The organism is Floridaenema aerugineum BLCC-F46 (genome assembly GCF_041929345.1).
Taxonomy (GTDB): domain Bacteria; phylum Cyanobacteriota; class Cyanobacteriia; order Cyanobacteriales; family Aerosakkonemataceae; genus Floridanema; species Floridanema aerugineum.
The window spans coordinates 1-24095 of sequence record NZ_JBHFNQ010000064.1; the positions used below are offsets into that span (position 1 = coordinate 1).

Sequence of the window (24095 nt, forward strand, 5' to 3'; positions counted from 1 at the left end):
TTTAGCGCTAAATAAGAGCGCTAAAGCGCAACAACGTACCTGAGTCTGAAATTTGGGGAAAAAAAAGCCTGCAAAAGCAGGTTTTTTGTGTTATTAACTCAGTAGATCTAAAAAGTTACTATCTGCTACCAAATCCGGCTCGAATACTCCTGCTATTCTTTAGTCCAGAGGGACGAGAGTTTGTGTACTGGGGATTTCGATCGCCTTTTGATACACCAAGGGGATAGCTCACCCGGATTTGGTATTCGTGAAATCACCTGACTAACCCGTAACAACGGTATTAGGGATTAGATTGGCGATGTTAAATGATTTGCTACCAATTCTTAAAGTTTCAAACTCGGTGACGTTCATGGTGATACCGCCAGATGTAAATGTCACAAATGTATTAGCATTAACAGTTGCAGAACCAACGGTATAACTTCCTGTTGGTAATTCCACGATGTCTGTACCGCCTCCACCAGAGAAATTGCCAGTGCCAAAACCCCGGAGACGGTCTTGGTCAGTGCCGAAAATGATACTACCCGTGCCAGTAAAGGTTCCTACTGTCCCAGCGGCTGTCAAAGCAGCGACCGTATTGTTACCATTACCGAGATTGATAACGCCATCGTTATAGATGCCAACGGTTCCTCTGCCAGTCAGAACGTCTGTGCCATCGCCAGTTTGGATGGTGCTAACGAACTCGTTACGGATGCCAACACCCGCAGTGCCAGTAGCAGTGCCAGTGATGGTATCAACGCCAGCGCCAGTGAGGATGTTGGAAAATCGGTTGTTGATACCGCTGTTACCGCCCGTTCCAGAAATTGTGTTAGTACCAGTTCCGACTTGGATGGTGCTGCCAAATTGGTTCAGGATGCCATCAACAGATCCGCTTCCGGTTATTTTCATAATACCGTCGCCAGCCTCGATTTTGGCTTCCCCGTCGTTGATGATTCCGTAGAACCCACTGCCCGTTACACTGCCAGTGATGGTGTCGTTACCATTTCCGGTTCGGATAATAGCAATATTACCAGCATTTCTGATGCCATTGCCATCGCCAGTTATTCTGTCATTGCCATTGCCCGTTTCCATCGTACCTTCATTATTGAGGCCAATAAAACTACCTGTACCCCTGATGGTGTCTCCTCCCAATTCAGTACCACCAGTTCTGATGATGGCACCACGAGCGTTATTGATGCCGATATATCCACTTATACCAGTGATGGTGTCGATGCCAGCGCCAGTTTCGATCGTACCAACGTTAAGTATCCCGTAAGATATAGTTCCAGTTGCAGTGCTGGTGCCAGAGATGGTATTCGCGCCATTTCCTAAGTTGATGATGGAACCAGATCCAGTTTTAATACCAAATTTCCCACCACTTCCCGAAAAGGAATCATTGCCATCGCTAGTTTGGAAGGTACCATCGTTATTGATCCCACTATCTGCACCGACACCAATCACGCCCAACCGTCCGAGACCTATTTTCTGGAGGGTGGCACCCGTAAAAATGTTGAGTCCGATAGACCCACCACTTCCTTGGAGGGAGTCACCGCCAGACTTAGTATCTGCGACAGTTCCAGTGTTGACAATAAAGCCCCCATTCGCATCGACAACGGTGTTAGCTCCGTCACTCCACAAACCATTTGCAAGTCCAGTCCAACCAGTGTTTGTCAGGGTAGTCGTCATAGAAATAACTCCAAAATATTTCAGAAAGTTGAATTAGACTCCGGCAACAGAATTAGATTTGAGCTACAGACATGAAAATGTTCCAGGTTTCTGTTGCACGCCTGTTACCAGAGGTACCAAGTCTAGGGAATTAACAGATACTCATGACAAGCCGCGATCGCCTGCATTGCTGGCGATTTTTGACTTTTATGAGTAATCCGTTAATTTTTGGGTTTATAAAGGATATTTCGCTAAAAAGCTCCAGAATAACTACTCTTTAGACCTTTATGTACTTTTTTCTTGGGGAAAATTAACACAATATAGGTTATTAAGTAGGTTCCTTTAGTTATTATTCTCTATAATCGGTTTAATAGGGAATAGTACGGAGGGTACTTGTGAAAAATTTTATAAAAATGCGACTTTATATAAATTTTTAGTAAATTAATTGTGCGCTAGTTGATACAGGGAGTTCCGATCGCAGAAAATTGAAGTTTCACATTTATCAAAATCTCCGCAGTTTTACCGAACTCAAGGATATTTATTTTTTCTTAAGCTGCTTTCTGCCTTCAATGATTATCTGAGCGTTGCTTTTGCTGCATGAATTGTTTCATTGATTGGCGACGATTGAGCATAAATTTGTGCCAAAAACCGGGGTATAAATCGTCCATCGTTTTGGTAATAGACCAAATTTCCATGCCGATCAAGTTGTGTAAAGAGCGATCGGATTTTTCCAATTCTTCCAGATGTTGAGCAATATTTACCAAAGTTCTTGTATCAGGAACGACTTGTGTTTTTGGTTCAGGAGGTTGATAAACGTTCAATTGTAGCATAGTTAGCAACTCTTAATCAGCGAATTTGGATACATCTTTACCAGAAAGCCATTGCAGAACACCCCACCGGAATTACTAGTGCAGTGCGGCAGAAATAACCAATCAGTTGAAAACAGGTAAATAGCTGGACAGAAAAGCTAATCAAACTCTTCTGCTCTAGAGCCTTCTGCCTTTCTTATAGTATTAAACTAATATTTAGCATTAATTTTACCTATTGCACCTGATGAGGAGTAAATTTTACGATTGCTTGATAAAAAGCTTGGGAAAATTTAAATACTCTTGTTACACAGCAAGGTTGTATAGCGTTTTTCTTGCCTTGTGAGGCAGACCTAAGTGTTATTTTCTGTTAAGACTTCCCGAAAACCAGAGACTCTTAGGACTTATGCCCCATAACTCAAAAAACCCGGTTTCTCGTTCTTACCCAAACGCCCAGATCAAGAAATTACCTTAAGAAATTGGGTTTGGAGCATAAGTCTTAACTCTGTAGTTCATGCGCCTGAGAATTGCTATAGTGTGGTTTTATACAATACAGATTAGCAAAATTTATAAAAATTTATAAATTTTGGCAAAACTAGTTAATACCATACATTACTTAGACTTAGCCAAATTCACACCTAAAGTTAAATTTAACTGCTATAACCAGTATATTCATATATCATTCAGCTAGGAACCATGAAAGAAAAATCAGAGTAAATGTTAACAGGAACCAAGTGGGAATATGGAATAGATCTGGGAGGCTTAAAGGAATGAATATTAAAACCTGAGTGCAAAAAGCACCACTAATGATTAATACTATAAGTAATATAGCTATAGGCATATTATCTACCATTTTACTAAAGACAAGTTCAATTATAGCAAAGCAACCACCTTTTTTTGTAATTCCGATCGTTACTTATGATACTAAGAATAAATCTTAAAGGGATCTCCCTAAAAGTTAGCAAATTAATCTTCATTTATTCATTTTTGTCAACTTTGTGGTTCTTGTTGACTTCACAATTGTTTAATTTGCTAGCCAAAAACAGTTTGACTTTGAGATACTTACACATAATCGCAGATTGGACTTTTGTATTTTTTACCGCTTGGTTACTTTACTACTCAATTGGTCGTGTACAGCGACAATTACAACAAACTAAACAAGAGTACTATAACTTATTTAATCATACGGTTGAAGGAATTTATCAAGTATTGCCTTCAGGAATTTATATTAATGCTAATCGGGCTTTAGCAGAGATTTATGGGTATAATCATCCTGAAGAAGTAATTGCTAACTGTAATTGGAAAGAGTTAGATGTTGACTATCAAAAACGGGAATTTTTTCTCAATAGATTGTATATAAATGGTGTTGTTTATGGGGAAGTGTTTGAAATTTATCGCCGGGATAGGAGCATTATTTGTGTAGTTGAAAATGCTTGTGCTGTGCGAGATAGTTTAGGAAAATTACTGTATTATCAAGTCACAGTTCAAGAAATAAGTAATAATCAAAATTTGACAGAAGGTGAAGAAGAATTACCAGAAGATAGTAGTACTATATTGATGGCTGTGATTGAAGGGATGAGTGATGCGGTATTTGTAAAAAATCATCAGGGAAGATATTTAATGACTAATGAACCAGGGGCTAGGTTCTTGGGAAAATCTGTTAATCAAGTGTTAAATGCTTATGATTGGGAATTGTTTTCGCGAGAGGTGGCGCAACAAATTAGGGAGAGCGATCGCCTAGTATTATCCACAGGAGAAACAGTAACTTATGAGCAGGTTACTACTATTTTAGATAAAAGCAATCAACCTGTATCCCGAACTTTTATAGTAAGTAAAAGTGTTTACCATAATTCTGAAATTCAAAGTTTAGGATTAGTTTCTATTGCTAAAGATATCACTGATTATAAACAGGTAGAGTCGGAAAAAAGCCAACTATTAGAACAATTGAAAAAAGATATTGAAGATTTAGCAGCACTGGCTGAAGCGACAGCAAATGTTCCCAATACTATAGATTTAAAACAACTACTAGATACATTATTACAGCAAATAGTTGAAGTTTTATCAGCAGATACAGCAGTAATTTTATTAAAAGATAACGGTTATTTGCGCTACACAAATGGAGTAGGAGTAAATCCTGAAATTAGTATTTATTATGAAGTGCCTGTAGGCGAAGGATTTGCAGGTACTATTGCTAAAATTATGGAACCACTATATGTTAAAGATACAATAAATGAACCTACTATAGAAGTATTAAATGCAACTTCCTTGACATTTATTCTAGAGCAGGGAATTCAGACAATGTTGGGTGTACCACTCAAACGCAACGGTACCTGTATAGGTGTTATTCATTTGGGTTGGTGCCAGATTCATCCGTATAATGAACGAGAACTACACCTTTTAGAAATTACAGCTGAGCGTTGTGCAATGGCGATCGTCAACACTGAACTTTACGAACAAACTCAAAGATTGCAAAAATTACGACAATTACAAATTGAGCGAATGCCGATCGGATTTATTCTTACCGATCCTGATTTTCATTTCTTAGATTGGAATCCGGCTGCGGAAACGATTTTTGGTTTTACTAAAGAAGAAATTCTGGGAAGACATATTTTTACCATTGTTCCTGAATCAGCTAAAACTAACTTTGGCATAGTTTTGTTGCGGCTAAGTCAAGGAGATATGACTGCTCATAGCATTAATGAAAATCTTACCAAATCAGGAAAAATTATTATTTGTGAATGGCGAAATACTCCACTGCAAGAAACTGATGGCACAATTTATGGTCATTTGTTCATGGTGCAAGATATCACGGAGTTAAGAAAAGCGCAGGAAGAAAGATTGCGTTATGCTTTTTATGATGCGTTGACTGCACTACCGAATAGAGCTTGGTTTTTAGAACATTTGGGCAAGATTTTACAGCGAGAAACTAAAGATTCTCAGGAGATTACCCGATCGCAAAGTCCAAATTTCGCTGTGCTTTTTCTCAATTTAGAACGCTTTGAAATTGTCAAATCTAGCTTAGGGCATTTAATAGCAGATCAACTGCTAATTGCTACGGCGCGACAGTTAGAAAATTGTTTGCGCCCAACTGATAAAGTTGCTTATTTAGGTAGAGATGAGTTTGTAATTTTATTAGAAGATATTTCGGATGCTAAGATTGCCAAGGAAATAGCTAATCGGATTTATCAACAATTAAGTTTGCCGTTCAATTTGGATGGGCATGAAATATTTTCTAGTGCTAGTATTGGGATTGCGATTAGTAAAGAGTTGTGTGATTTACCTGATTATCAACGTCCAGAAGACTTTTTGCGAGCAGCAGATACGGCGATGCACGGAGCAAAAGGTGGTAGGACTCCGGTGGTATTCGAGACAAGTATGTATACTAGCGCTTTGTCTCGTTTGCAGTTGGATAGTGATTTGAGAAAGGCGATCGCGCTGATTTCCAAATGCAATAATGAAGCTCAAGAATTTGAATTATATTATCAACCAATTGTCTGCTTAAAAACTGATGAAATCAGAGGTTTTGAAGCTCTAATTCGGTGGAATCATCCAACTAGAGGATTAGTTTCACCTGCTGAGTTTATTCCAATTGCAGAAGAAAGTAGATTAATTATTCCGATCGGACTATGGACGCTAAGAACAGCTTGTCAACAGTTGCGAATTTGGCAACGACAATTTCAGCGCAGTTTAACGATGAGTGTTAATCTTTCCGGTATTCAATTAGAACAAGCTAGTCTGACTTCACAAATTGAAGGAGTTTTGGGAGAAATTTGGATTGCACCTAACACTTTAAAGCTGGAAATTACCGAAAGTGCTATTATGAAAAATACTGAATCTGTGCCAGCTTTGTTAGGTCAAATTAAACAAAATAAAGTGCTTTTGGCTATTGATGATTTTGGGACGGGTTATTCATCTTTGAGTTATTTACATCGATTTCCGATCGATACTTTAAAGATCGATCGCTCTTTCGTCAGTCGCATGAGTTCTGATGGAGAAAATTCAGAAATCGTTCGCTTAATTGTGACTTTAGCTCATACTTTAGGAATGGATGTCACTGCCGAAGGAGTAGAAACTTTTGAGCAACTAGCTTTATTAAAAAGTTTAGGATGTGAGTATGGACAAGGTTATTTCTTTTCTAAACCATTAAATCAAAAAGCTGCTACAGAATTGTTAGAAAAAAATTTAGGAGTTCAATTCTAGATCTCCTCAGATCCCCGACTTCTTGAAGAAGTCGGGGGTCTATATTCTAAAGGTAAGTGAAGTAACTACTTTGAAGATTTAAGTCGTTGAGATTTTCGACGATCGCAATTAGTTCATTCACACCCGGAGTTTTTTGATAAATAGCTGTTCCTTTCGGCATTCCTTCGGGAGTAGCAGCTAAGACGTAAGTATTTGCTGAACCGCGCAAGACGATCGAATCTTGCGTAGCATCAAAATCAGCAATTAAAGCATAATCGCTCATCCCTTTATCTGTATTTTTGCCGTCATTGTAGAAAGTACTAATCAGATTTCCTAAGACAAAAGTATCAGCTTCCGAACCACCAGTTAAAACATCAACTTCGCCACGTCCCGGATTAGGATTATTAGGATTAACCCCAATTAAGCGATCGTTACCCTTATCTCCATTGAGGCTATCATTGCCTTGATTACCGTACAAATCATCATGGGCTTTGCCACCATAGATAATGTTACCTTCTCGATCGCCGTAGACAGTATCATTCCCTTGGTTGCCGTAAGTAGCGCTTTTACCTTTGGTGTAAATAGTGTCATGACCTTTGTTGCCATAAAGCTCATCTTCGTCACTACCAGCGTAAATTACATCATCATCTTGACCGCCGTAGAGAATATTAATTCCTTCGCCACCGTAAAGGGTATCCTCACCTTGATTACCATAAACCTCATCATCCCCTTGATCGCCGTAAAACAAATCCTTACCAAGACCGCCGTAGAGATTATCGCTACCTGCACCACCGTATACCACATCATCTCCATCTTCCCCATAGATAGAATCATTACCTGTATCACCGGAAAGGGTTTCATTTCCCGCACCTCCCTTCTCTTCAGTAATGGGAAGATTAGCACTACCACCGCCGCCATCGTTATCGCGGATAGTGCCTAAACCTTGCGCTTTACCAATAACTGCTCCGACAGCATTAGTGAGGAAAATTGGGGCAGTTTCGTCAAATTCTGGTTGACTATCATCGATGACATTCAACCTCACAAACTGTTTAGTTTGACCGGGTTCAAAGACTACTTGACCTTTGCTGGTAATCGTAGTTACATCAGGTCTGCCACCAAAAATTTGACCGCTAATTTCACCTTTTGGAGAACCTTTGGTTTGCACACTTATATATAATTGTGTGTCTTCTCCTGATGTTACTCTTCGCAAAGATTGAGCAAAATCGCTAATAGATGCTTCGGCTTCATCTGTGGTTTCCCAAACACCAGTAATAATTGTTGAACCATCAGGATTAATTATGGCTTGCCAATCGTCTGCATCTTGACCAGCTTTGGAAATATCCAATACAACCTCGTCATTTCCATAGGATCTTTCCCGGCGAAACTCAACACTAATTACATCATCATCAGTATTCGGTGTTTGGGGTGTTTGACCTAACAAAGAGCCAAAATCTAAACCAGAAATTTTTGTGGAGTAAATTAGTGCATCTCCGGTTCTATTTAATTGGAAAGAGCCGAAACCACGAGCTTTTTGACTACCTGTAAATACTGTGGCAAAAGAACTATTACCATCTGAGTTGGCAAAAGTAAGAGCGTAGTCTACTGTAACTCTTTGGTTACTAGGTCGAGAAAGAGTGATTTCATAGTTTAGGGAAGTAAAACTCTCTACGACTGAGGTGTTATTGGCAGAAATAATCGGCAGATCGCTTGGCTGTTCATCTGTACCACCTTGGTTAGTTTGTTTGTTTGTGTCGTATACATAACCAAGTTCGGCAGTGGAAATTAGTTGTTCTGTTGTAACTCCATCAAAACTGAACAATGGGTCATTGATTCTGGCACCTGGGACTTGAGAAGAGAAGGGACGAAAACCTGTGTTGTCTTGGTTAGTTTCCACCCATTCCGTCCACAAGCGATCGATATTCGCGTGATGTAAAAAGAACAAAGGATCGTTGGGAGAAGTCGCCTGAGTCATCTCGCCACCCACCCAAACGTGAGTGTTATTGTGAAGACCACTTTCCAACCCTACAGAAAACCTCTCAAAGGTGGGAAGATTGAGAACGCGATCGACTTCTGCTCTGGGGGGGAAGTTGGCTTGACCGGGAAAAACCGAATTGGGACTCGGTACAATGTTGCTGCTGCGTTGCAAAAATCGCTCAGGATCTACTCGTCCATCTTGGTTTAAATCAGATGGACTGCTGTAGGTAAGTGCCCAAAAACCCTGTTGATTTAATTGTTCCGGGGATAAGTTCCGCAATGAGAAAGGTGCTGCCCGAAATGGCCCAGATCTGACGAAGAAACCGTCTTGAGCATTACCAGGCCCTCCCATCAAGTCGTCGCTCAACACAGCTGCGGTGCTCTCCGAGTCGGTGGGGTCCCAGTAAGGTAAGGTTACGGTGGGATCTACCGATCGCAAATCCTCTTCAAACCGTCGCAATAATTCCCGGTGCCAAGGTAAAAACACGAAGGATTGGTAATTTGCTGTACTATGGACTGGTGCCACAGTAGACATCCCATCATGCAAATGATTCATCCCATCATGGGAATGTAATCCCTCCATTGCCAATTGGTGCAATCTTACGTAGTAGTCATAAGCATTGGGGACAGTTTCATTGGTGTTTGTTTCGGGATTGAAAACGGTGTAAGGTGAGGGGCGATTTTTTAAAGCTTTAACTGCATTAACGAAGCGCTGTTTCTCTTCTGAAGTGAGGTCTTTGACATTCTTGCGAACTAACAAATTATCGTCCATTCGATCGTTCATCTGGCTTATCCTTTTACACTCCCTGACAATTTCAGTAGTTAAACCACAAGGTTGCTCCCATTCGCCAAAATTGGCAAAAAATGGTTGTTACAAAATTTACCTTAAAGCCAACACATCTGTGATTCAAGTAACTATATGTCTTAACCTTTGGCACTTATGCAGAAGTTGTCTATATTATTAGCTAAATTTATTGATTGTTATTTAAAGTTTTAACTAAACAGTTAAATAATTAAGTAATAATATTGATTACGTAAATCTGAGATCTTGCACCTAGACTGAGATCTTGCAGCAATGGAGGTAGAACCTCCCAGATACTCGTTCCCTGGTTGAACCGGGGAACGAGGTGATAAAAAACCCCCAGCAGGGGGCATTTTTACCGAAATGCTAAGCTGTTAGGCATTTAAAAGTCATATTGTAGGGTGCGTCAGAAGGGGATATTTTTCTTTCTATATCAGGCTTTACCGTCTGACGCACCCTACTCGTTAATAAGTGATTTAAATGCTCCACAGCTTATTTGTTTTAAAGAATATAGAGCAGTAAAAACAGCACGATCCAAACAATATCTACAAAGTGCCAATAGACTTCTGCTGCTTCTACACCAAAGTGATTTTCCGAACTGTAATGTCCTTGTTTGAGCGATCGCCAAAGCACGCCCAAAATTAACAGAATACCGAAACAAACGTGCATTCCGTGAAAGCCAGTCAAAACATAAAAAGTGCTGGCATAAAGATTAGTTTTCAAGCCAAATTCTAAGTGACTATATTCGTAAACTTGACCTGCTAAGAAAATCACTCCCATGATGGCAGTGATGAGAAACCAAGTTCGCAAACTTGCCACATTATTGTTTTTTACCGCAGTATCGCCTTTATGAATCACAAAACTACTAGCGATTAGAATTGCGGTGTTAATTCCTGGTAGTAATAACTCTCTTTCTGGAGTACCTTCTGGGGGCCAAACTGGGGCAACAGCGCGAAAAGTTAAATAGGCAGCAAACAAACCTAAAAAGATCATCCCTTCCGCAACTAGGAATACAATAATGCCAAAAATTCGATGATCGGGATGTGCTTCGTGATGACTTGCTGCCTGGGCTGCACCATGATAATTTAGAGCAGTTTTAGACTCGTCAATTGTGGGACTTTGCATAATTTCCTGATTAGGTCATTGGTCATTGGTCATTAGTCATTGGTCATTGGTCATTGGTATTGTTAATTAGGTTGAAGTCTTGAGTTTTAAGTCTTAAATTAATAGCAATTTTTAACTCAAAACTCAAAACTCAAAACTCAAAACTTTTAACCAACGTCTACTTTGACTTCAGCGAGTAATTCTTCCACTGATTTGTTTTCTTCCACTTCTTCAAAATCGATGCCATAATCGTAAGGCCCAGACCATAAAACTGGTTCTTCGTGGAAGTTTTCTACTGGTGGTGGAGAAGTTGTCATCCATTCCAAAGTGAGAGCTTTCCAAGGATTACCTGAAGCTTTTGGCCCATACATCCAACTCCAGATCGCATTTATCAGAAAAGGAATTGTGGAAACTGCCAAAATGTAAGCCCCAATAGTAGCCATTAAATTAAGTGTGGCAAATTTGGGGTCATATTCTGCTACCCGTCTGGGCATACCTTCTAAACCTAGTTTGTGCATTGGTAAAAAGCACAAATTAAAGCCAATAAGTGTGAGTGCAAAGTGTACTCTTCCCCAAGTTTCATTGACCATTCTGCCTGTCATTTTGGGGAACCAATGGTATATTCCGGCATAGAGTCCGAACACGCTACCACCGAATAAAACGTAGTGCAAGTGAGCGACTACAAAATAGGTATCGTGAACGTGAATGTCAACGGGTACGGAGGCTAACATGATGCCACTTAAGCCGCCAATGACAAACATGGAGACAAAACCCATGCCAAATAACATGGCACTATTTAGGTTTAATTTGCCTCCCCAAATTGTGGCTAACCAACTGAATACTTTAATGCCTGTGGGGATAGCAATTACCATTGTGGCGATCATGAAAAACATTCTTAACCAGGCGGGAGTACCACTGGTAAACATATGGTGTGCCCAGACAATTAACCCCAAAAAGCTAATTGCTAAACTGGAGTATGCGATCGCTCTATACCCAAAAATCGGCTTGCGAGCATGAACTGGCAAAATATCAGAAATCATCCCAAACATCGGCAGAATCATAATATAAACTGCTGGGTGGGAATAGAACCAGAACATGTGTTGATAAACGATCGGATCGCCGCCACCAGTGGGGTTAAAAAATGCCGTTCCTGCTACCAAATCAAAACTCAGCAGAATTAAAGCACCTGCTAATACTGGAGTGGAAACTATAACTAATGCCGAAACTGATAACATTGACCAGCAAAATAACGGCATTTGATGCAATCCCATTCCTGGAAGTCGCATTTTTAAAATGGTAACGAGGAAATTTACCGCTCCTAAAATTGAAGAAGTTCCTAACACCAGAACGCTAAGAATCCAAATCAACTCACCCGCTTGACCATTAATTAAACTCAATGGTGGGTAAGATGTCCAACCAGACCCAGCTGCGCCGACAAAGAAACTACTTAAAAGTAAAATTCCTCCAGGGGGAATCATCCAAAAAGCCACAGCATTTAGTTTAGGAAATGCCATGTCTTTGGCTCCGATCATTAAGGGGATTAAATAGTTACCAAATCCCCCTGTACCCGCCGGAACAATCCACAAGAAAATCATAATTGTGGCGTGGATTGTAAAAAAGCTATTGTAAAGTTCTCGGCTGACAAAATCGGAATCTGGAGTTGCTAATTCGGTGCGTACAGCAGAAGCTAATGCTCCACCGATGAGATAGAAAATAAATGTTGTCACTAGGTATTGAATGCCAATTACCTTGTGATCTGTGGAAAAGCCAAAATATTTCCGCCAATCACCGCCAGTTGTAGTTTCAGCGGTATGACCTAAATTGGCTGATTCTGTTACCTGAAGTTGTGTCATAAGAATTGCAGTTTTTGGTTTGTGTTTAGTAACAATTGTGTTACTGAGAAACCTTGTAGAGACGTTTCATGAAACGTCTCTACATTACATGAAACGTCTCTACATTATTTTTTGAATAGGTCAATGAGTGTGTAATTGTTGCAGAGTATCTGAATTAATTCCCATTTCTTGAGCGTAGGGAGTGAGAAATTCAGAAGTTGACATATTTTCGGGATTTACTGCTACTGCTTGATTTAAGTTTTCTTGGTTAGCAGCGATTTGTGATTGTATCCAAGTATCAAACTCTTCTGGTGTTTCTACGATTACTTGAGTTTTCATTGCACCATGATAAGAACCACAAAGTTCGGCACAAATTACCGGGTAAGTACCTGGGATTTTGGGAGTGAATCGTAGTTGAGTTTCTCTACCGGGAATTGCATCTTGTTTTAGGCGAAATTGCGGTACCCAAAAGGCGTGAATTACGTCATTTGCAGAAATGTTGAGTTTGACTTCCCGACCTACAGGAACGTGCAATTCGCCTGCGGTAACACCACTATCAGGGTAATTAAATAACCAAGCAAATTGCAACCCGGTGACGTTGATGTTTAAGTCTGGATTTTGACCTTGTTCTTCTGGAGAAGCACCAACACCTAATGCTAATTGATTGTTGGTTGTGAGTGAGTCTGTTTCGTCGTTTAATGTGGCTGCGATCGCTGCTCCTGGCATCTTGCTATGATGCGCCATAGTACCATGAGCCGCCATTGGATCTAAGCCACCCATCGAGTTATAAACTTCAAAACTGTAGACTCCAACGATGAGAATAATTACTGCTGGAATTGCTGTCCAGAGAATTTCTAAAGGTACATTACCATGAATTGGCGGCCCATCTGTGGGGTCATTAGGACGTTTCCGAAATTTGAACAGGCTGTAAATTAATACACCTTGAACTATCAGAAATAAACCTGTAGCAATGGTCATCATCATATTAAATAAACCGTCTACCAAAGGTGCTTCTTCTGACACCGCTTCTGGCAGTAAGTTATGATTTTGACCATACCAAAGACTGACAAGGGTCAGTACAATTCCGGCAATGAGTGTAGTAATGTTACTTGGGATTTTCACGGCTAATTATAATTGCTTGCACTACTGCTTAGTTTGTTTGATTTGCTGTGAACCAAATTTGATTTAAGGCTAATCAATCAGTAAAACAGATCCGTCTTGATTGTAGACAAGCTATCACCTATTTCGCTATTTGGTCTTTTAACAAGGTAGTGCAAGAACCATATATATGGGGAGAATCAAAAGGCAGATTTTTTGGCAATTCTTCCTAAAGGAAGAGACAAAAAATATGTTCTTACAGTACAATTTGCCGACTTACCAAGGGTTGCCAATCAAAGTAAAGCCTGACCAATAATAGGGGTGTGAGAAGTTTATTTTCCCTGATTGTCTCAGTTCGGGGGGTAAAGAAATTCCTGTAGGTCCTATACCTTCTAGTTCGTTATTATCTACTATTACTTCTCCCTTAATCATAGATATTTGAGCGCGTCTGAGTGCTTCGGCGCGAATGGGAGCAGTTTTTAATTGTTCATAAAATTCGGTCATTAATCCTAATGTACCTTGGTCGGATACGTACCACAAACTTGCTAAAGCTGATTGAACTCCGGCTTGAATTGCTAATCCTGCAAAACCCAACTCTACCTGTTTGTCGCCTAAAGCTGTGCGACAAGCACTTAATACTAATAATTGCACAGGTGGGTCATTCCATTTGACGTTTCTTACTTGATCTAATCCTAATCTTTCATCCCAAAATTGAATGTAAGAATTGTTGGGATTTCCTGGTCTAAATTCGGCGTGGGTGGCGAGGTGAACGATTTCAAAATTACCAGTATTGCGTTGAGTGGTGAGATTATTTACGGTAAAAGCTTCGTTTAAGGAAATTCTTCCTGACCACAGTTGATTTGCAATTGTAGATAATTCTACTGGTACTGCTGGTAAGGGAGCTTGTTCTTTAAATGTTGAGGCTCCCATTGCTAATACTGTGGAGTTTTTCAAGTTATAAAATTGGGGATTAGTTAAACTAAAACTAGGCATTAAGGAAACACTGTAACGTTCTACAATAAATCCTTTACCATCATGTAAAGCTGCTAATGGTAACGATCGCAAGCCTGCATCGGGAATAAATATTAAGTTTTTAATTCCCCGTTCTTGTAATTTCCCTTCAATGGGAGCAATCAATAATTTGTAGAGTTCTTGTGCAGGAGCTAAGTAACTGGTAGTATCTAATTTTGAGCGATCGGTTACTTCCATTTGCAATTGTCTAGCCAAGCCAAGAATCTGTTCTTTGGTAACATTACCAATGGGAAAACGCACTGGTTCGCCTTCTGGTGTGATCAGGAAGAGTTCGACGCGATCGCTATCTTTTTCTTGGCAATTTTCGGCTTGTAATTCACTATTTTGCACTCTAGTACCCGGGTCGGGAGGACAGGTAACAAGTGTTTGTGTTCCCTGTTCTCCTCGTCCAAAAACTACATAAAAAATCGCCGATCTGACACCTGTTTCCTCTTGGTTCTGTCGCAGTTGAGCGCGAATTTCTTCCAGAGTTTTAATATTATTAGTAACTGTCAAACCTAAATAAGCTGAAAATTCTTCGCTAAACTTTTCTTCTGTTACTCCTAATATAGGATCGATGGCAACAGGAGGAACTTGAGTGACGGGAATTGTAGGTAAATCAGAAATATTTTCTTGTTGTTGAATTACCTGTTTAATTTCAGTATCTATTCGATCGCCAGGATTACCAGGATCGTCTTGAAAATCTTGAGTAATAATTTGAATGTTTCCTAAAGTATAGGAACCTGGAAAAGCTTGAGTAGAAGTAATAGTATCTCCTCCCGTTGTTAAAGCTCCCGCTGTTCCGTTTTTGCTTGGATCTCCCACAATAAAAGGTATTTTTAAAGAACCGCCTCCATGACGAATAATAATCGAACCATTTCCCGTTCCGCCAGCAGTAGAAATACTACTATTTACACCTTTGTTATCAATAAAAGTCGCGGTTGAACGGAATAAACTTTCTGTTGTAATGTCAACTTTCCCACCAATTCCTTGACTTCCTCCTTGAGCGTTAATATACCCAACTTGGACATCATTTGGAGGGTCGATAAACACTTTTCCACCGTCACCAATGGTAGCACTAACATCGATGTTTGCTGTGGTAATGCGATCGCCAGATTTAACTGTTACCGTACCGCCTTTTTCTCCTCCCGTTGCCGTTAAATTTCCGGTAGTTACAGCTTTTGGCGTAGTCAGGGTAATAGTTCCCCCTATTCCTGCATTAGAAGCATCTAAATTGCCAGTTTCAATAATCCCATTTTGACTATTAGCCGAAATATTTCCGCCTTTTGCAGATATATTACTAGTGCGAATATCACCAGTTGTATTTAATTCAACTCCGGCTCCACTGGTGGTAATATTTGCTTTTAAATTAACCTTACCTGTTCCCGCATTAAACTGTAATTGTTGTGCTTCAATTGTCGAATTTGCTGTTAAATCTTTGGCGTTAGTAATTAAAATATTGCCAATTTCCTGACCTTTACTACCAACAGCACCATTAAAGGTAGCATTACCATTATCAGTTTCAGCAGACAAGGTTAAATTGTTAGCTTTCCCAACTTCGCTATCTACCGTATTACCAAAAGTAATATTGCCATTTACCGTACTAAAAACAGCATTGTCTGTCAGAATTACTGGTGCATTAATAGATAATTCACTAACAGTATTGATCCCTTGAGAAACAAAGACATTGCTAGCACTACTAATATCTAATTTACTTAAAGGTGAGTTTTTGCCAACAACTGCATTAAAGCGAATGTTTCCGCTACCTGCGACTAAATTTAGCTGTTTATTACCATCTAAGGAACCGTTAAAATTAATATCACCTGCTCCCAAACCTGTATTAATGGTTATATCATTTCCTAACTGAATGGCTCTACCTAAAGTAATATTTTGATTTTCTGCGGAAATATTAGCATTTAGATTTATTAGCGCACCATCTAAAGTAATTGAAGCATCATTTTTGCCGATAATTGCGCCATTAACGTTAATTGTGCCACTGACGGTGCGAATGGTGATTGGATCGTTAAATGTCACTTCTTTAACTGATACTAATCCCGTTCCATCTATACGTCCAATAACGATCGAACTAAAACCATCTTCTAAGTTAGCTAAAGTGCTAGCAGAGAGGTTAAACGCGCCAGGAATAGGATCTGCGATCGCCACCGTTTGATTAGCATCTGCTGGTTCTAAAATTAAATTACCGCTACCCGTAACTTTACCACCAAAAACAACTTCTCCTGCTCTTAAAGTTAGGGAATTAGTACCAGCAAATAAGCCGGAATTGAAGGCGATCGCACCTTTACCAGGATTAAATTTTGTCTCACCTATTAAAGTTACAAAACTATTAAACCTGATATCATCATTAGTAGTAGTAATACTTCCCGAACTAAATACTTCCCCAGTTCCTATTTGATTAAAAGCACCATCTAAATTAATAACATAATTCAGGTTTAAAGCCCCACTGTTGTTAATAGTAAAAACCCCATTATTAGTGGTAGTAATCGCCCCATTTAAATTAATAATATTACTATTTAAGTTAATACCTTGGGGACTATTAGTATCTAAAACCCCTAAATTAGTCACTCCAGTTCCCGCTGTTTGGGTGATGCTTGCTGCGGTAATTGATTTAGCATTAACATCAGTTGCACTTTCAATAATTAAATTACCAATTCGCGTATTACTCCCCACCGCACCGCCTAAATTAATCTTCCCAATTCCCGCATTTAAAGTTAAATTTGCTCCCCCATCTACCGCACTATTAAAAGTAATATCGCCAATCCCAGTACCAGTATTTAAGGCAGCATCTCCAATCAAAGTAACCGCACTTTTGAAACTGATTTCATCGTCGGTAGTTGTTAGTTTTCCTGCTAAAGAAACTACTCCTTCCCCAACTTGTTTAAATGCGCCATCTAATTGAAAAATTTCCGCATTTAAAGTCAAAGGACTGGCATTACTAATCGTAAATCCGCCATTGTTAGTAGTTGTGACTTTACCATTGAATACAAAACTATTACCTGTGAGGTTGATTCCTGTTTCCCTATTGGTGCCCAAATTTCCTAAACTTGTTACTCCAGTTCCCGCTTTTTGGGTGATGCTTGCTGCGGTTATTGATTTAGCATTAACATCAGTTGCACTTTCAATAATTAAATTCCCAATTCGCGTATTACTTCCCAGCGCACCGCCTAAATTTATCTTACCGATTCCGGCATTTAAACTTAAATTTGCTTCCCCATCTACCGCACTATTAAAAGTAATATCGCCAATCCCTGCACCTGTATCTAAAGCAGTATCTCCCAGCAGAGTTACCGCACTTTTGAAACTGATTTCATCGTCGGTAGTCGTCAGTTTTCCTGCTAAAGAAACTGCACCTTCCCCAACTTGCTTAAATGCGCCATCTAATTTAAAAATTGCCGCATCTAAAGTCAAAGCACTGGCATTACTAATCGTAAATCCGCCATTGTTACTAGTTGTGACTTTACCATTGAGTACAAAACTCTTACCTGTGAGGTTGATTCCTGTTTCGCTATTGGTGTTTAAATTTGCTAAAGTTGTTACTCCAGTTCCCGCTTTTTGGGTGATGCTTGCTGCGGTTATTGATTTGGCAGTAACGTTTTTAGCACTATTAATAATGAAATCATTCAAAGGAATTGAACTTCCCACTGCACCATTTAAATTAATATCTCCCGTACCTGTTTCTAAAGTGAGTTTTTGATTACCATCAATTGTGCCACCAACAGAAATATTACCACCAGCTTTTACATCTGTGCTGAGAGTGACATTTTTGCCTAATAAAACGCTACCTTGAAGGTTAAGATCTTGATCGACAGTGGTAATATCTGCATTTAAATTAGTTTTTCCACTTAAAGTAATGGAAGCGTCATCTGTTCCCTTAATTGCACCATTGACGATAATTTGACCATTAGGAGATTGAATAGTTACTGGGTCGCTAAATGCGATCGCATTTGGTATACTAACTACACCACTACCCTTTTCAGCACCAATAATAATCGCAGCAAAACCTTCTGCAAAGACATTAAAATTAACCGGAGAAACATCTAAATTTTGGCTAGCTGTGAAAGGTTGAAGCAGTAAATTACCCTTACCTTGAATCGAATTTGCTGCTCCCGTAGAACTAATTTTATCGCTGGTTAAACTAATATTTCCGGTATTTGATAAGCCATTAGCATTAATTTTCCCAACTGTAACACCATTAGGTGCGCTTAAGCTAACATCTCCAGCAATACCACCTACAGAACTAGTATCTAAAATTCCCGTCGAAGTGTCAATTAATCCAGCATTACTGGTGCCAAGAATATCGCCACCTTTACCAGCACCGCCTGTTTTAGAAATAATATCTTTAGTAGTAATGTTACCATTAGCCTTGAGTGTAACTGCACCACCATTCCCTAAAGCAGAGTTAGAATTTAGAGAACCTTTTGTTGTAGTAATAGCACCATCACTGCTAGTAATACTAATAATTCCACTATCATTACTACTTTCTCGCGCACGGGAATTAATCGTACCTGTGGTAATATCTCCAAAAGCTTTTAAAGTCACATTACCACCCTTGCCATTGGCAGAGTCAGCATCCAAAATTCCCAAAGAAGTGTCAATTTTTCCCAATGAACTTATTAAGGTAATATCGCCGCCTTTGCCACTAACATCAGAATCAGCAGATAAAGTTTTAGTAGTAATATTGCCTTGTGCTTCAAAGCGAATTGCACCGCCATCCCCAGCACTAGTAAAACCAGAACGTACATCGCCAGCAGTAGAATCAATTGCTCCTGTTTTACTAATTAAAGTAATGTCACCTCCATTAGCACCTGTTTTAGAAGTATACGACCAAACTTGAGCAACGGTGATATTACCATTGGCGTTGAGTGTAATAGCACTTCCATTTCCAGTAACAGATGTAGCATCTAAAGTGCCTAATTGAGTGTTAATTGCTCCATTAGTGCTAGTAATAGTAATTCCTTTAGGTGCAACAATATTACCAGTATTAATATCTTGATTTCCTAGTAAAGTTACACTAGCATCATCTTTGCCAGCAATACTAAATCCTGTACTCTTGATATTTCCTGCACCAACTGGAGATTGCAAAGTTATCGGATCATTAAAAGTTACATTTCCCTCAACATTAATAGCACCAGCGCTATCATTCCCGCCAATAATGATTTGCGAAACCCCATTTTGTATAGTGGCAAGTTCATTATCATTAAGATTCAATCTGGCATCTTCAATTTTGCCACCAACAGAAATACCTAGACTGGTAGTAAGCGGTTGTAATTGTAGGATATTCTTGCCACTAATTTTAGTAGTACCAATTAAATCAATTTCATCTGCGGTAAAAGTAAATTTACTAATATTTGTAGCGGTTGATTTAACAACACTGTCATTAATACTAATTCCGGCTGCATTATTAGTACCTGTACCCGTTAAGCTAATATCTCCCGTTTTAGTTACTTCTAATAAAGCTCCCTTATCAGTGCGAATTCCATTTTGTCCAGTTCCAGTTCCAGTTCCACCTTGACCAATGAAACTAATACCATTTGCTGAACGGATAATACTAGAATCAAAAATTCCTATTCCGTAATTGTTATCAGTTCCATTACCACCAATGCCATTAAAGGTTATCGTTCCTATTCCCTTTGTTTCTAATAACGTACCATTGCCATCAAATTGAACGCCTATATTTGAATTCCCAGTTCCATTACCACCTTTTCCAGAAACTTTAATATCACCATTGTTTGTACTAATACTAGGACTTACACCACCATTTGGGCCAATTACTATTCCGGCATTGAAATTTATGCCACTTCCACCAGTACCATCTATAGTTATTCCGCCTGTCCCAGTTGCTTCTAATACTGCACCATTGAGATGTCGAATTCCAATGTTAGAATTGCCACTTCCATCGCCAGCAACACCTATCAGCTGAATATTTCCATCCTGTGAACTGACTTTAGAACCAACATCACTAATTATTATCCCACCATTGAAACCATCAGCATTTCCGCCTTTGCCATTGATGGTAATATTTCCTGTTCCAATGGCTTTTACAACACCACTTTCAACAACTCGAACACCATTATTTTCATTTCCTGTTCCATTTCCACCAGTACCTTTAATACTAATACTGCCATTATTGGTATTCACCAGAGAATTTACACCAGTAATGTTTACCCCGGCATTGGAATCTATTCCTTTTCCACCAGTGCCATTGAGATTAATTGTTCCAGTTCCAGTGCTTTCAACTACGCCACCGTTATTCAGCCAAACACCATTATTATTGTTTCCTCCTTTACCGCCTGTGCCTGTAAGATTAATATCTCCATTCTTTGAGGTAATTTTGGCACTTAGATTTATAAATATCCCAGCATTATCATTTTTTGCTTCTGCACCAGTACCATCCAGAGTGATGCTTCCTGTCCCGGTAGTTTCTACTAAACTTCCCTGTTGAAGCTCAATGCCACGATTGCGTTCTCCAATTCCATTACCAATACCTGTGAAGCTAATATTTCCATTGTTGGCGATGACTTTAGAGTTGGTATTTAAATATATTCCTACGTTTTCATTCGTTCCGTTCCCGGCAGTACCAGTTAGGGTGATTGTTCCTGTTCCAGTTACTTCTACCAGCGCTTGTTCCAAATAAATTCCCCGATTTTGATTTTGGTTTCTATCTCCATTTCCACCAGTGCCATTGAGGGTAATATTTCCTGTAGCTTTAGTTTGCAGAGAACTGTTTAACAAAGAAATGCCACTATAACCAGGCCCTTGAATGTTGTAACCTGTTCCTGTCAGCTGAATATTCCCGCCTTGAGCATCAATAGTGCTGTTTTTAAGAGAAACTGCATCACTGAAATAGCCTGTGCCAGTTCCCGTAAAATTGCCTCCGCCTGTCTTAATCGTGGAATTTGTGATAACTAGTTCACCGCCAACGTTATTATCAACGTTAGCACTAAGAGTTACTGCTCCTCCGTTAGTTGTAATATCCTTATTAACTCGAATATCGTTTTCAGCTTCGGCTGTAATTCCTACACCTTTGGCAGTAATATTAATGGGTGCATCAAAAGTAATGTCATTGGTGGCTTGCAGGGTGACATTAGTAGCGGCATCATTAATTAATGCTGCCTTAATAGTAGTTGGTTCTAGCTCTGGGTCGGTAAAATTGTCTACTTGATTTAATTCACTAACAGTTTCCTCATCCTCTTGAATTATTATATTCTTTGGGTCAAGTAACAGCATTCCTGGATTGCCATTAGTTGCCAGGGTATTAACTTTTCCTTGAAAGTCTAAAAAGTCTTTTCCTGATACTTCTACAAAACCACCATTGCCGGAATTACTGCCACCTTTAGCGGTAATGCTGCCATAAAATCTCGTTGCTTTATCGGCCCAAACAATTACTTTACCCCCATTTCCGGTAATCAAACTATCAGCAGAAATAGTTGCATCTTTACTGACGAAGGTGAGGGAAGCATTCGGCAATGTTCCTTTGCCTTGGTAATCTCCACCAATGCGGATATTGCCACCGCCATTAGTTCCAGAAGCGTTAATGTTGGCGTTAATTACACCAACTTTGTTTGCCAAAATATTGATGTTACCGCCTGTTTGTCCGGCGACATTTATTTGACCGGATGCTATAGTTGTATTTCCGGTTGTGGGAATGCGAATTCCTGAGCCTGTTAATTCTACTGTACCATCTTGGTTAACAGTAACTCCGGTTGCGTTTCCGCCTGTGCCACCAGTTAACATTTGTGGTAGGCTGGCAATTGGTAAATTAAAATCATTAGGTTGAGTTACACTATTCCCTATTGGTTGAACTTCTAAACTCAACAAAAATCCCGGTTGAGAAAGTCTGACTAAACTAGTACCAGGAACGGCGGCAAGGGTAATATTTCCTTGAGGTGCTGTTAAAGTTCCCGTGTTAATAACTGTTCCGGCTAATAAGTTTAAATCTTGACCTAATCCTACGGCTAAATCCCCGGAATTAATAATTGCTCCCGGTTGTTGCATGGTAAAAGCAAAGGCATTAGGATCGCCTACTAATGAGGCATAATTATTGTTACCTGTAGCGTTAAACCAATTATTACCAAATCCTATTCCATTAGCGGTAGTTGCGGTGAAAGCAGCGGGAACATTTAATCTAGCATTTTGCCCAAATACAATTCCTGAAGGATTCATTAAAAACAGATTGGAGTTGCCGCCCGTTACTTGAATTAAACCGTTTATATAAGAAATTTCTCCGCCGTTGATTCTAGCTAAAATATTCCGAATGTTTGGTTGAGATAAAAAGTTGGCTATTTGTTGGTTGTCTAACCCAAATCTAGTAAAAGTATGAAATAAGTTGGCACCATCGCTCGACCTTTGTCCACCTGTAATGTCAAAGCGGTTTCCTTGAGGATTAACTATAGTATTTGTGCCGTCATTAGCGGGAACGATTGGTTGAGCAAATACGGGATTTCCACCTAAAAAGGTCAGGGAAGACAGGAGAAATGAGGCGGCAAAAGTTTTTTCTATTTTTTTGCTAAAAGGAATGATGTTTGAGGGTTGATTAGTTAATTCTTCCTGGCGTTTTTGAGGTTTATTTATTAAAGTAAATTGGGGTTGAATTTGTCCATTTATTTGCTGAATTTGTAAATCGATGAAAAAGCGATCGCTCATTTCCCGCCTTTCTAGCGCTCTTCTCATGATTTTGTGCGAGTAATTAATTACTTCTAATTGCTTGGCAGAAGTAATACTTTCCTGATGATGACGATAATAATAAAGCGGTTTATTTAAATGCTTGAGTTCGGCAACTTCTGATAACCTTACACACAAATCATAATCGGAAATATACTGAATTTCTTCGTCAATTCCTCCGGCTAATTCAAAAGCTGAACGGCGAATTAATCGAAAATGAAAAGTCATGAATTGCAGCAAAAGTTGCTCTTTTGAATAGGGAACACTGCAACGCTGTCCATAACCGATAATTTCACCTGTTTTAGAAATATCTATATAATCTGTATAAACAAAACCTACTTCTGGATGAGCATCCAGTATTGCAGCTGTATCTTCAATTGCTGTTGGTCCTAGCAAATCATCGCTATCTACCCACCCGAAATAAGTCCCGGTAATTTCTGCCATCGCTGCTTTTCTGGCGGGAGTTTCTCCGCGATGTTCCGCAGCTATTACTCTGATTCGGCGATCGTTTTTGGCATAATTTTGAGCAATCTCTACAGAATTATCCGTAGAACCATCGTCCCAAATTAATAACTCGAAGTCATGCTTAGTTTGTGCTAAAACACTTTCAATAGCAGCACTTAAATAATCTTCCCGGTTGTAGGTGATTATGACTAGAGAAATTGTGGCTGACATGGCAGTATTAATTATTCTGTAAATTTGTGAAAAATAATTACATTTAAGTTGCTCAAAAGTTATGACGCAAGCAGTTATTTTTTTCAAGAAGCAATGTATTTTCGCTCAATGATTTTTACTTACCAGCTTGGTAAAACGATTTTAACAAGTAAACTAAAAAATTTGGACTTACGCACTCTTAGCCTGAAACCTAGATCTGAACTAGCCCCCCTTCCCAAGGGGGGAACTTAATAGCCCCCTTGGGAAGGGGGTTGGGGGATCTCAGTGCGTAAATCCTAAAAAATTATTTTACCA

General features: G+C 39.4%; 9 protein-coding genes. 2 read left to right on the top strand and 7 right to left on the bottom strand.

The features are described from left to right. Positions 1-261: 261 nt before the first annotated feature. The gene (locus ACE1CC_RS07900) at positions 262-1662 is read right to left on the bottom strand and encodes a beta strand repeat-containing protein (protein WP_413269925.1); all 1401 of its coding nucleotides are present in this window, start codon (positions 1660-1662) and stop codon (positions 262-264) included. Positions 1663-1720: 58 nt separating this feature from the next. Between ACE1CC_RS07900 and ACE1CC_RS07905 the strand changes: the two genes are divergently transcribed. Then, entirely contained in the window at positions 1721-1858 is a 138-nt protein-coding gene (locus ACE1CC_RS07905; RefSeq protein ID WP_413269926.1) for a hypothetical protein, read from the top strand. 349 nt (positions 1859-2207) lie between these two features. Here ACE1CC_RS07905 and ACE1CC_RS07910 read toward each other — a convergent pair whose 3' ends face one another. Beyond that, entirely contained in the window at positions 2208-2471 is a 264-nt protein-coding gene (locus ACE1CC_RS07910; RefSeq protein WP_413269927.1) for a hypothetical protein, read from the bottom strand. A gap of 1029 nt (positions 2472-3500) precedes the next feature. On the opposite strand from ACE1CC_RS07910, the gene ACE1CC_RS07915 reads away from it, so the two are divergent. Beyond that, positions 3501-6647, top strand: a complete 3147-nt coding sequence (locus tag ACE1CC_RS07915) for an EAL domain-containing protein (RefSeq protein ID WP_413269928.1) — start codon at positions 3501-3503, stop codon at positions 6645-6647. Positions 6648-6693: 46 nt separating this feature from the next. Here the strand turns inward: ACE1CC_RS07915 and ACE1CC_RS07920 are convergent, their stop codons facing one another. From ACE1CC_RS07920 to ACE1CC_RS07940, 5 genes are all read right to left on the bottom strand, one after another. Continuing rightward, positions 6694-9384, bottom strand: coding sequence for a tyrosinase family protein (locus tag ACE1CC_RS07920; protein WP_413269929.1), 2691 nt, complete (start codon positions 9382-9384; stop codon positions 6694-6696). Between the two features lie 519 nt (positions 9385-9903). After that, on the bottom strand, positions 9904-10527 hold the full coding sequence (locus ACE1CC_RS07925; RefSeq protein ID WP_413269930.1) for a cytochrome c oxidase subunit 3: 624 nt from the start codon (positions 10525-10527) through the stop codon (positions 9904-9906). A gap of 146 nt (positions 10528-10673) precedes the next feature. Continuing rightward, positions 10674-12359: a cytochrome c oxidase subunit I gene (gene ctaD / locus ACE1CC_RS07930; RefSeq protein WP_413269931.1), complete on the bottom strand. Its 1686-nt coding sequence runs from the start codon at positions 12357-12359 to the stop codon at positions 10674-10676. 120 nt (positions 12360-12479) lie between these two features. Then, positions 12480-13460, bottom strand: coding sequence for a cytochrome c oxidase subunit II (locus tag ACE1CC_RS07935; RefSeq protein ID WP_413269932.1), 981 nt, complete (start codon positions 13458-13460; stop codon positions 12480-12482). Between the two features lie 252 nt (positions 13461-13712). Next, the gene (locus tag ACE1CC_RS07940; RefSeq protein ID WP_413269933.1) at positions 13713-23801 is read right to left on the bottom strand and encodes a CHAT domain-containing protein; all 10089 of its coding nucleotides are present in this window, start codon (positions 23799-23801) and stop codon (positions 13713-13715) included. Between the last annotated feature and the right edge of the window lie 294 nt (positions 23802-24095).